Origin of the sequence: Gilvibacter sediminis (genome assembly GCF_028561565.1) — a bacterium.
GTDB lineage: Bacteria > Bacteroidota > Bacteroidia > Flavobacteriales > Flavobacteriaceae > Gilvibacter > Gilvibacter sediminis.
This window is the reverse complement of the sequence record NZ_JAQQTE010000019.1, coordinates 1660-15289: the sequence shown is the minus strand read 5'-3', so window position 1 is coordinate 15289 and position 13630 is coordinate 1660. Positions and strand designations below refer to the sequence as shown.

Sequence of the window (13630 nt, the reverse complement as noted above, 5' to 3'; positions counted from 1 at the left end):
CTTGCACAAGGAACGGCTCCAGACAGCTCAGTTGTAGAAGATGAGTCCGATGACAATTCTGTTCTTGAAGATGATCCAACAGTAACTGATCTGTGTCAAGAGCCAGCGATCGCAATCGTGAAGACTGGAATCTTCGTAGACGGAAACGGTGATAACTGTGCTGATGACGAAGAGTCTATCAACTATACATTCGTAGTAACTAATGAAGGTAACGTAAGCCTTTCTGGAATCACAGTAACTGATCCGCTAGTAGGAACCATCACTTTTGTAGATGGCGATACTGATGCAGACGGGGAACTTGACGTCACGGAGACTTGGATGTATACTGGTTCTTATACCATCACTCAAGATGACATCGACGCAGGAATGGTGACCAACCAAGCGCTTGCACAAGGAACGGCTCCAGACAGCTCAGTTGTAGAAGATGAGTCCGATGACAATTCTGTTCTTGAAGATGATCCAACAGTAACTGATCTGTGTCAAGCTCCAGCGATCGCAATTGTGAAAACAGGTGTGTTTGTAGATGGAGATGGAGATAACTGTTCTGATGATGGTGAGTCTATCGTATACACCTTTGTTGTAACTAATGAAGGCAATGTTAGCCTATCTGGAATCACAGTGACCGATCCGCTTCTTGCTACCATTACTTTTGTTGACGGTGATGCCGATGCCGATGGCGAATTAGACGTAACAGAAACCTGGACGTATACAGGTACATATATAATCACTCAGGATGATATAGATGCTGGTGGTGTAACCAACCAGGCTTTAGCTCAAGGTACAGCTCCTGATGCTGCTGTAGTAGAAGATGAGTCTGATGATACTTCGGTATTGGAAGATGATCCAACCGTGACTCCATTGTGTACTGGCGCTGCCATTGCCATTGTGAAAACTGGAATCTTCGTAGACGGCAACGGTGATAACTGTGCCGATGATGGAGAAACTATTGAGTATACATTCGTAGTAACCAATGAAGGTAACGTGAGCCTATCTGGAATCACAGTAACTGATCCGCTAGTAGGAACCATCACTTTCGTGGATGGTGATACGGACGCTGACGGTGAGCTTGATGTGGATGAGACTTGGACGTACGCGGGCGCATATACAATCACTCAAGATGATATCGACGCTGGAATGGTGACCAACCAGGCGCTTGCGCAAGGAACAGCACCAGATGCATCAGTAGCAGAAGATGAGTCAGACGACAACTCTGTGCTTGAAGATGATCCTACGGTAACTGATCTGTGTCAAGAGCCAGCGATCGCAATCGTGAAGACAGGAATCTTTGTTGACGGTAACGGAGACAACTGTGCCGATGATGGAGAAACTATTGAGTATACATTTGTAGTAACGAACGAAGGTAACGTAAGCCTTTCAGGAATTACTGTAACTGATCCACTAGTTGGAACCATCACTTTTGTAGATGGTGATACTGACGCTGACGGAGAGCTTGATGTAGATGAGGTTTGGACCTATACAGGTACGTACACAATCACTCAAGATGATATCGACGCTGGAATGGTGACCAACCAAGCGCTTGCGCAAGGAACGGCTCCAGACAGCTCAGTAGTAGAAGATGAGTCAGATGATACTTCGGTATTGGAAGATGATCCAACAGTAACTGATCTGTGTCAAGAGCCAGCGATTGCTATTGTGAAAACTGGAATCTTTGTTGACGGTAACGGAGACAACTGTGCCGATGATGGAGAAACTATTGAGTATGCATTTGTAGTAACGAATGAAGGTAACGTAAGCCTATCTGGTATCACAGTAACTGATCCGCTAGTAGGAACCATTACTTTCGTAGATGGAGATACAGATGCTGACGGAGAATTGGATGTAGATGAGGTTTGGACGTACACAGGTTCTTATACCATCACTCAAGATGATATCGACGCTGGAATGGTGACCAACCAAGCGCTTGCGCAAGGAACGGCTCCTGACAGCTCAGTAGTAGAAGACGAGTCAGACGACAACTCTGTGCTTGAGGATGATCCAACAGTAACTGATCTGTGTCAAGAGCCAGCTATCGCAATCGTGAAGACTGGAATCTTCGTAGACGGTAACGGTGATAACTGTGCTGACGCAGGAGAGATCATCGAATATACTTTTGTAGTAACCAATGAAGGTAATGTGAGTCTATCCGGAATTACGGTAACTGATCCGTTAGTAGGAACCATCACTTTTGTAGATGGAGATACTGACGCTGACGGAGAATTGGATGTAGATGAGGTTTGGACGTACACAGGTTCTTATACCATCACTCAAGATGATATCGACGCTGGAATGGTGACCAACCAAGCGCTTGCGCAAGGAACGGCTCCTGACAGCTCAGTAGTAGAAGACGAGTCAGACGACAACTCTGTGCTTGAGGATGATCCAACAGTAACTGATCTGTGTCAAGAGCCAGCTATCGCAATCGTGAAGACTGGAATCTTCGTAGACGGTAACGGTGATAACTGTGCTGACGCAGGAGAGATCATCGAATATACTTTTGTAGTAACCAATGAAGGTAATGTGAGTCTATCCGGAATTACGGTAACTGATCCGTTAGTAGGAACCATCACTTTTGTAGATGGTGATACTGACGCTGACGGAGAGCTTGATGTAGATGAGACTTGGACCTATACAGGAACTTACACAATTACCCCAGCAGACATTGACGCTGGAGAAGTTGTAAACCAGGCAACAGCAGAAGGTACAGCTCCAAATGGATCTGTAGTGACTGATGAATCTGGAACAGCTGTAGATGCTGATGATCCTACCGTAACCGAGCTTTGTCAGAATCCAGCAATTGCTATTGTGAAGACTGGACTCTTCGTAGATGGCGATGGAGATGACTGTGCTGATGACGGGGAAACTATTGAGTATACATTCGTAGTGACTAATGAAGGAAACGTAAGCCTCTCTGGTATTACAGTAACTGATCCGCTAGTAGGAACCATTACTTTTGTGGATGGTGATACTGACGCTGACGGTGAGCTTGATGTAGATGAGACTTGGACTTATACTGGTTCTTATACCATCACTCAAGATGATATCGATGCTGGCGAGGTTGAAAACCAAGCGACGGCAGAAGGTACAGCACCAGACGGTACTGTAGTTAGTGATCTTTCAGACAACGATACAGTTGTTGAAGATGACCCAACCATCACTGAGCTGTGTCAAGAACCAGCAATTGCGATTGTAAAATCTGGAATCTTTGTAGATGGAAACGGTGATAACTGTGCCAACTCAGGAGAGACTATTGAATACACCTTTGTGGTGACCAATGAAGGGAATGTGAGTCTTTCTGGAATTACAGTGACTGATATCCTAGTGGCTCCGATCACTTTCGTAGATGGTGACACCGATGGTGACGGCGAATTAGACGTAGATGAGACTTGGACATACACAGGTACTTATACCATTACTCCAGATGATATTGACGCTGGAGAAGTTGTAAACCAAGCAACTGCAGAAGGTACTGCGCCAGATGGTACGGTAGTAACTGATGAATCAGGTACTGCAGTTGATACCGACGATTCAACAATTACAGAGCTGTGTCAGAACCCACTCATTGCAATTGTGAAAGCTGGACTGTTTGTAGACGGTGACGGTGATGACTGTGCAGATGATGGAGAGACCATAGAATACAGTTTTGTTGTGACCAATGAAGGAAACGTGAGCCTTTCTGGAATCATTGTAACTGATCCACTAGTGGGAACCATCACTTTCGTAGATGGTGACACCGATGGCGACGGAGAACTTGACGTGGACGAGACTTGGACCTATACTGGAACTTATGTGATCACTCAAGATGACATCGATGCCGGGGAGGTTGAAAACCAAGCTACGGCAGAAGGAACAGCTCCTGATGGAACGGTAGTTGACGATCTGTCTGATAATGACTCTGTCTTGGAAGACGATCCAACAATCACCGAGCTGTGTCAAGATCCTGCAATTGCTATTGTGAAGACTGGAGTCTTTGTAGATGGCAACGGAGATGACTGTGCTGATGAGGGAGAGACCATTGAGTACACTTTTGTAGTGACCAATGAAGGAAATGTAAGTCTTTCTGGAATCACTGTGACTGACCCACTAGTTGGAACCATCACTTTTGTGGATGGAGACACTGATGGAGACGGAGAATTAGATGTTGATGAGACCTGGACATACACAGGAACTTATGTGATCACACAAGACGATATTGATGCTGGTGAGGTTGAAAACCAAGCTACAGCAGAAGGTACGGCTCCAGATGGTACTTTAGTATTTGATCTGTCTGATGATGACTCCGTATTGGAAGACGATCCAACGATCACAGAGCTTTGTCAAAACCCAGCGATCGCCATTGTGAAGACTGGAGTCTTTGTAGACGGTGATGGAGATGGTTGTGCCAATGAAGGCGAGATCATTGAATACACTTTTGTGGTGACCAATGAAGGAAACGTAAGCCTTTCCGGAATCACAGTTACTGATCCACTGATTGGAACCATTACTTTCGTGGATGGAGATACTGATGGAGATGGTGAGCTGGATGTAGACGAGGCTTGGACCTATGCAGGAACTTATGCGATCACTCTTGCAGATATTGATGCCGGTGAGGTTGAAAACCAAGCTACGGCAGAAGGTACTGCACCAGATGGAACGCTTGTTAGCGATGAATCTGGAGCAACAGTGAGTGATGATGATCCAACAATTACAGACCTGTGTCAAGGTCCTGCAATTGCACTGATCAAAATAGGAACCTTGAACGATGAGAACGGAGACGGTTGTACTGATGTTGGTGAGACGATCACGTATCAGTTCATCGTAACCAACACTGGAAACGTAACCTTGACAGACATCAATATTGTTGACGTACTTGTTGCTGTAGATGGAGGACCAATCACCTTGGCTCCTGGAGAAGTGGATGATCTAACCTTCACTGCAACCTATACAGTGACTCTAGATGACGTGAACAACGGCTTTGTGATCAACCAAGCTGAGGTGTTCGGTACGGCTCCAGATGGAACTGAAGTACTCGACTTGTCGGATGATGACTCTAATGTTGAGGACGATGTGACTGAAGTAGATCTGTGTCAGAACGGTTCTATTGAGGTTGAGAAGATCGGAGTGTTTAACGATGACAACGGGGACGGTGAGCCACAAGTTGGTGAAACCATTACCTATACCTTCATCGTAACTAACACAGGTAACGTAACTGTCTTTGATATTGTGATTGAAGATCCACTTGTAGCGGTTACTGGAGGCCCAATTACTCTAGAGCCAGGAGAGGTTGATGATTCTACCTTTACGGCCACTTACGCCTTGACAGAGGCCGATATTGACGCAGGTCAGGTAGTAAATCAGGCAATTGGTATTGGAATGGATCAGAACGGCAATGAAGTTCGCGACCTTTCTGATGATCCGATGGACACTACAGATAATGATGTGGAAGGTGATGGAGAACCAGATGATCCTACCGTAGTAATTCTGCCGGAAGTACTCGGTGTTGACTTTGAGATCTTCAACGCGGTGAGTCCTGATGGAAACGGCTTGAACGACTTCTTTAGAGTTCAGGGTATCGAACAGTTCCCAGACAACAATATGCAGATATTTAACCGTTGGGGAGTATTGGTATACGAGACCGATGGATACGGTGGCGCTGACGGCGAGACCAATGTATTCCGAGGTATCTCTGAAGGACGTGTAACGGTCCGTCAGAGCAAAGAGTTGCCAACAGGAACCTATTACTATGTCCTCAGACGTTTTGTTGACGGCGAGACATTGACGAACGCAGGTTATTTATACGTAAATAGAAAGTAAATTGAATAGACCCCTGCAGTAGCACTTGTATTCACTGCAGGGGAATAAAACACACAGATGATGGTCAAACAATATTCTTTAGTACTACTTCTGATTCTGGTATTCGGTTTTCAAGCTGATCTCAACGCTCAGCAAGATGTTCAGTATACGCAGTATATGTACAATACGCAGATCGTGAATCCAGCCTATGCAGGGTCTCGAGGAAGTCTTGACTTTTCCGCGCTTTACAGAACACAGTGGGTCGGATTGGACGGTGCGCCAGAAACAGGTACATTCACCTTCAACTCTCCAATTGGTGTTGCGGAGAACATGGGAATCGGGATGAGTATAGTTATGGATCGATTGGGTCCGGCAAAAGAGTCTAACATTACCGTAGACTATTCCTATACCATCAATACCTCAGAGGATTATAAACTCGCCTTTGGACTTAAAGCGGGTATCGATCTTTTGGATGTCGATTTTACACTCTTGAACATTTTTGATGAAGGAGATGTATTTGAGAACAATATTGACAACCGTTTGCAACCGCAGATCGGAGCGGGTATTTACTATTACTCCAATAAGTTTTATGCAGGACTTTCTGTGCCTAACTTTTTAAACACCAAACACTTTGATGAAAGTGAAATAGGACCGACTTCCGCTCAGACCATCGCCGCGGAGCGTTTACACTATTTCTTCATCACAGGATATGTATTTGATCTCAATGAGAACTTAAAATTCAAGCCAGCTGTTTTGACCAAGTTGGTTAGTGGTTCTCCTTTGCAAGTGGATTTATCAGCGAACTTGTTGATCAACGAGAAATTCACCCTTGGAGCGGCCTATCGCTGGAGCGCAGCTCTAAGTGGGATGGTAGGATTTCAAGCTACAGAAGGACTTTTCCTCGGATTTGCTTATGATGGAGAAACTACGGATCTCAGTGGATTCAACGATGGATCTTATGAATTCTTCGTTCGATTTGAAATATTCAATAAACCGGAGCGTATCCTTACGCCTCGATTCTTTTAAAAGCAGCAATCATGACAAGAACCTCACTCAAAATCTTATTGTTTGTTAGCGGCTTTCTTTTAACCGTCGGGCCAACAATTGCTCAAAAGACCAAAGAACTAAAAGCCAACAAAGAGTACAGTCAATACGCCTATATCGATGCCCAACAGGTTTACCTGGATGTCATTGAGCAGGGTAGGGAAAGTGCTCAGATATTCCAAAATCTAGGAGATACGTACTATTTCAATTCCCAATACAAAGAAGCGGTTTCCTGGTATGAAGCCTTGGTAGAAAAATTTCCAGAACAAGCAACGCCTGAATATCTATTCAGGCTTTCGCAGTGTTATAAGAGTACTCAAGATTACACCAAAGCGCAGGAAGCAATGGATCTCTATAAAGCCAAAGGCGGAGATACCACAGCCATTGCAAGAGTATATGCTGGTGATGATTATTTGGAGCAAATTGCGGCAAATGCCCGCAATTCTGAGCTCGTTGGAGTAACTGTAAATTCGGCTTTCTCTGACTTTGGTCCTAAATACTTTGGAGAGCGCTTAGTGTTCTCTTCCGTTTCAGATACGATCCGTGATGAGAAGCTCGCTGTACACGAATGGAACAATCAGCCTTATTCAGACCTCTATATCGTTGATATTGATGAGAACGGAGATCTGAGCAATATGGAACGCTTTGACAACGGTCCCATCAATACAAAATTCCACGAGTCAACACCAACCTTCTCAGAAGATGGAAAGACCATGTATTTTACCCGTAACAATTTCCTAGAAGTAGGGAATAAGACCGGGAAGCGCGCTATCGGGAAAGACGATCAAGGAACTGTTCGTATGAAGATCTATCGCGCTACAAAGTTGGCCAACGGGTGGTCAGATGTACGTGAGGTCAAATTTGAAGACGGCTCACTTAACGGTGATAATTACAGTATGGCGCATCCGCAATTGAGCTTGGATGGTAAACTGCTATATTTTGTTTCTGATATGGACGGTACCGTGGGTATGAGTGATATCTGGTATGCACCGATCAATGAGGATGCAACCTTGGGAGATCCTGTGAATCTAAAATCCATCAACACAGAAGCCCGTGAGAGTTTCCCGTTCATCAGTTCAGACAACACACTGTATTTTTCCAGTGATGGACAAACCGGTTTGGGAGGTTTTGATGTATTCTCAACGGAACTTGACGATGCTGGAATGGCCTCCGAAGTTAGCAACCTTGGAGAGCCGACCAACAGTGAAAAAGATGACTTCGGATACATTTACAATCCAGAAACCAAAACAGGTTATGTGGCTTCCAACAGATCTGGAGACCAAGGTTTTGTGAGTGATAATATTTACCGCGTTCAACCTTGTTTGGTAAAACTCACTGGAGAAGTAACTGATTTGGAGACCGGTGCCTTATTGCCAGGGGCGAAAGTGGAACTGCTTGACGATCAAGGGAATCCTTACGGTGAGCCAATAGTTGTTGGTGATGACGCGGCCTACAGTTTTGATATTGACTGTAGTCAATCGTATCGATTACGCGCCACTAAATTGGACTACAATCCGAACGAGATCGCAATTGTGGTACCAGAAACTTCTGGAGACCTCTATCAACCAATCCAATTGGAACGCGCTTGTCCTTATGAGAATACATTGAACTGTATTCTTGAGTTACAAACGATCTATTTTGATCTGGATCGATTCAATATACGTCCAGACGCTGAAATTGAGTTGGCTAAAGTACTTGCAGCCATGAAGCGTTATCCAGAATTAGTGATTCATATTGAATCGCATACAGACAGCCGTGCAACAGATCAATATAATATGGTACTCTCTGACAGACGAGCACAGTCTACAATGCAGTGGTTGATCGATAACGGAATTGAAGCATCCCGATTATCTGCAAAAGGATACGGAGAAACCCAATTGGTTAATGAATGTGCCAACGATGTTCCCTGTAGTGAAGAGGAGCACCAACTCAACAGAAGATCGATCTTTATCATAGTCGATTAACGGCATTTGTTCCTACAAAATTAAAAAAGCAGCTTAAGCTGCTTTTTTTTGTGAATGGCATTTGGCGAATTCCCAATATGACAGGTGAAACAGTTGCTCTAAAGACAGTTTTCCCGATGTTCATTCGGTCTAAAGGTTTAAAAATGAACAATTGTTAGTCTTACAGGCTGTCCTCTCGTAAGCCCTTGTTTATTAGTGTTCCTACGTGGGTCTACGTACAGTTGTCCTACATATTGATGCGGTTAAACCGTAAAAATACGGTTGTTCGTCGATATTAACTTACCGTTAGTAGAAAAAGGAAATATTTATGGTTACAGAATAAAAAGTCGGTCTACCTTTGAGTCAAAAGAAATTGTTTTTACCGCATAAAAACGTATTGATTTAAACTTAATTAACAACGCTAACTATTCAATCATTTAATTCTCAATTTTATTCGCTTTAGACTTTAATTTTATTGGTTTTTTTGCTGAAAATAGTCCGAGTTGGGACTCGACTTTTTTGAGATTTTATGATTCGAAGCGTTAGGCTGCGATCTTAAAAGTTATATGAGAGAAAATTACTTTACCCCCGCAAGTAACTCCACTTTAAACTCCAAAATAATACAAAGTGCATTGCCATGGAAACAGGCAAAGGCGTTTTTTGTTCTTTTGGTTTTGGCATTAATGGCAATCGCGCCATCATTTGCTCAGATTGGAACCCAATCACCGTCTATTCGTGACGGAGTTACCTTTCAATGGTCAGACGAACAAGACACCGATGGCAATGGTGATATCAATTCAACGGAGAATAACAATCCCGCGACTATTGAATCGATCACTATCGGATCTACAGTGTACAATACCTTCGCTGTACCGTCTGCCTATCAGTTAACGCGTCTCGGTCCAGCAGGTCACGACCGTAACAACATCAAGTTGAACGGTACAGAGCCAATCGGAACGTCGGTAACCGCAACCTTTGACATTACAGATTCAACGCCCTGGGATGATGCCGCATTAGCGACCTTCCAAGATCAAAACCTGAACCACTACTTTGAAGCGTCTTCAGGTCAAGGGGACGATATTTGTGGCGAATTTGATGAGGCAAACGGAACTGGCGGAGAAGACGAGACCGATGCCCAGTTACAAACAATTTTCTACGATCCACCACTGCCTTCTAACGCAGATGGTGTTTTAGCAGTTACAGAGCGCGGTGGAAATAACTGTTACTACGTGAGAATGGTTGGATTTCCAGCCGGTGGAGGTGCAGAGCAAGTATTGGGGGATACTTTTGTGCGTACTTCAGGAAACTTAACCGGAGGAGGCTTCAGTGCTCCTGCTAATGACGATACCGATTATTGGGGGTCAGGAAGAGAGCAGGACAACAGCCAAACGATCGCTATCGCTCTTTTTGAATTGAACAGTATTGCTCCTACGGGGTCTAAAATATCAAGAATTGAATTTGTTGCCGCTTCCAGTGACCATGGGGACGGCAAATTTTTTATTCTACAAACTTACGCAGTAGATCAAACCAAGCTTGGATGTATTGATACCACTATTGATGGTGATCTAAACATTGACAACAACGTTCCTGATGGATCTACTTACACAGTACTTTCAGGACCTTCGCCAGCCGGTTTGGCATTTACATTAAACACTGATGGTACGTATTCATACACACCACCAGCAGGATTCACAGGAGATGTGACCTTTACTTATGAGGTTTGTCTTCCTGCTCCTAACGATGATATCTGTGGTACGGCAAGTGTGACTTTAACGGTTAACAGTCTTCCAGATAACCCAACGGTAGAGGTTTATTGTAATACAGACGGAACCTATACTCTTGAGGTAACCGCTCCGCTAGGTGCAGACTTTGAGTATGTAATTAACGACGGTGCTTACCAATCCTCACCAGTGTTCTCAGGTTTGGGTGAAGGGACTTATGTCTTCGGAGTTCGCAACAATTTTACCGGTTGTGAGAACAGACCGAGTTTCACAGAAGTAGTTATTGAGGATCTCGCTATTACTACCGATGTTACTGATGTAGACTGTTTCGGTGAAGACACTGGTGCTATTGATATTACAGTAACCGGAGGTTTCCCTCCATATACTTACTTGTGGAGTACGGGTGCAACTACAGAAGACATTTCTGGTCTTACTGCAGGTACCTACACAGTAACAGTAACCGATTCTGCCGGATGTGAGGTAGATTCTGGTTCTGGCTACGTAGTTGGTGGTCCGGATGCAGAACTTTGGGTTGATGCTGATATTAGCGATGCTGAATGTTTTGGAGAGTCTAATGGAGCTATTGACTTAACGGTCACTGGTGGTACAGCGCCTTATACTTTTGCGTGGAGCACTGGAGCAACTACAGAAGATATCTCTGGCCTTGCAGCTGGTGATTACTCTGTTGACGTTACCGATGCTAACGGATGTTTCTTTAAAGATACTTACACGGTTGGTCAACCGGATGAATTGACCAAAAGCGTTAAGATTGATAACGTATTGTGTTTCGGTGAGTCTACTGGTGCAATTGAGTTGACCGTAGACGGAGGAACACCTCCTTACAGCTACGCTTGGAGTACTGGGGCAACTACTGCTACAGTAACTGGCTTGGCTGCGGGAACATATTCTGTAGTGATCACAGATGCGAACGGCTGTGAATTGGATGCCGATTTTGAGATCTTCCAGCCAGACAGCGCGATCGCTGTTTCGGAAGTGATCACCGATGTTGCTTGTTTCGGAGAGGCTTCTGGTGCTATTGATATTACTGTTTCTGGTGGTACTGCACCTTATACTTACGCATGGACTACCGGAGCAACTACTGAAGATATTTCTGGTCTAGCGGCTGGAACTTATGCTGTTATTGTAACGGACGCTAATGGTTGTGATGATGAATTCACTTTTGTGATCGACCAGCCTGCTGGTGGATTGGCAGTAAGTGCTGTTGCTGCAGACGCTGCTTGTTTCGGAGAAGCGACAGGATCTGTTGACTTAACGGTAAGTGGTGGAACACCTCCTTACACCTATTTATGGACCAACGGAGCCACTACGGAGGATCTTCCTGCTGTAGGTTCTGGAAGCTACAACGTAACGGTGACTGATGCCAACGGTTGTGAGGCGAGCTTAAGTGCTGCCGTAACTGTTGACGAGCCAGAGCCGATCAGCATCGTTATTACTAAAGAAAACGCAACTACTGCACAAGGATGTGCAGATGGAGAAGCAACTGCTACTCCAGACGGAGGAACCCCTCCTTACACTTACTTGTGGAGTGCTTCCGCAGGTAGCCAAACTACTGCAACTGCAACTAACCTTCCATCCGGAACACATACCGTTACGGTAACTGACGCCAACGGTTGTGAATTGGAGCAGGGGGTAGTGATTGATTGTTCAAATACCTGTGATGCTGTTATCGCAGTTGATGATATTGTTGATGTACTTTGTACTGGAGATGACACGGGTAGCGCTACTGTAAGCGCAAGTTCTGTGGCTAACCCAGGAGCTACATTTACCTTTACTTGGGACACTACACCTCCAACCGTGGAAAGTGGAGTGACTTCAAGTACTTTAAGCGGATTGCCTGCTGGTATTTACACCGTGAGTGTAACTATTGACGGAACTGTTTGTTTGCCTGTTGAGCAAAGTGTAACCATCACTGAGCCAGCGAGCGCATTAAACGTAAGCGCCACTGCTACGGATGAAAGCGGTCCTTCTACAGGAGATGGTACAGCTACTGCCGTAGTTAGTGGAGGAACTCCTCCTTATAGCTACAGCTGGTCTCCAGGTGGAGAAACTACAGAAGGAATCTCTGGACTTAGTGCTGGTACTTACACCGTAACAGTAACTGACGCTAACGGTTGTGTGGAGTCTGCTACCGTAACAGTGAACCCTGGAACTTGTTTAGATCTAGCGGTGACTGCTACTTCTACTCCGGTTACTTGTAATGGCGATTCAGACGGAACAGTCACTGCAGCAGTCACTGGTGGTTCTGGAAGCTTTACCTATTTGTGGAGCACAGGAGACACCACTGCAATGGTTAGTGGTCTTCCAGGTGGATCCTACACAGTAACTGTAACAGATACGGTTACTCTTTGTGAGCAAACTGCTACGACCACGGTAGATGAACCAAACGTTTTGGATTCTGGTATTGCTGTGACCAACGTACTTTGTCACGGAGAAGCTACGGGATCTCTTGATTTGACAGTAACTGGTGGAACAGCTCCATATACTTTTGCATGGAGTACCGGAGCAACTACAGAAGATATTTCTGGATTGACTGCTGGAACTTATGACGTGACTATTACTGATGCCAACGGTTGTATCGCTACGGATTCAGCTACTATTTCTCAACCAACACGCGGATTGGACATCAGCATTGATACTCAAAATGATATTGTTTGTACAGGTTTAGGTGACGTAACGGTTGCGGTTCTTGGTGGGACTGCTCCTTACACCTATAATATTGACGGTGGAGCATACGGAGCATCTGCAACGTTTAGTGATCTAGAAGCTGGTTCTTATGTGATCGGAGTTTTAGATGCGAATGGTTGTGCTGCAACTATCGATGTAAACATCTTGTTCAACTGTACGGACGCAATCGACGATATTAATAACACCTTTGAAGGAAGCGCGGTTAGCGGTAACGTACTGACTAACGACGAGGACTTTGAAGGAGACAATCAAACAGTAACTGGAAACACAGATCCTGCAAACGGAACTGTGGTAGTTAACCCTGATGGTAGCTACACCTACACTCCAAACCCAGGATATACGGGTGAGGATAGTTTTGAGTACACTATTTGTGACGATGGAACGCCACAGGCTTGTGATACGGCTACGGTATACATCGAGGTATTGCCAGACAGCGGCCCAGAGAAC

The 13630-nt window shown here is 44.8% G+C and carries 4 protein-coding genes; all 4 read left to right on the top strand.

Going from position 1 to position 13630, the window contains the following annotated elements; genetic code table 11:
• On the top strand, window positions 1-5790 hold a 5790-nt coding region (locus POW22_RS10400), incomplete at its 5' end, for a DUF7507 domain-containing protein (RefSeq protein WP_272832605.1).
• 60 nt (window positions 5791-5850) lie between these two features.
• Window positions 5851-6795, top strand: coding sequence for a PorP/SprF family type IX secretion system membrane protein (locus POW22_RS10395; RefSeq protein WP_272832978.1), 945 nt, complete (start codon window positions 5851-5853; stop codon window positions 6793-6795).
• An 11-nt stretch (window positions 6796-6806) separates the two neighbouring features.
• Entirely contained in the window at window positions 6807-8777 is a 1971-nt protein-coding gene (locus POW22_RS10390) for an OmpA family protein (RefSeq protein ID WP_272832604.1), read from the top strand.
• Window positions 8778-9439: 662 nt separating this feature from the next.
• The coding region (locus POW22_RS10385) for an Ig-like domain-containing protein (RefSeq protein WP_272832603.1) at window positions 9440-13630 on the top strand (4191 nt) is incomplete at its 3' end.

Coding starts and splice junctions, on each gene's coding strand:
- POW22_RS10395 (WP_272832978.1), top strand. CDS start 5,851: ATGGTCAAACAATATTCTTTAGTACTACTTCTGATTCTGGTATTCGGT.
- POW22_RS10390 (WP_272832604.1), top strand. CDS start 6,807: ATGACAAGAACCTCACTCAAAATCTTATTGTTTGTTAGCGGCTTTCTT.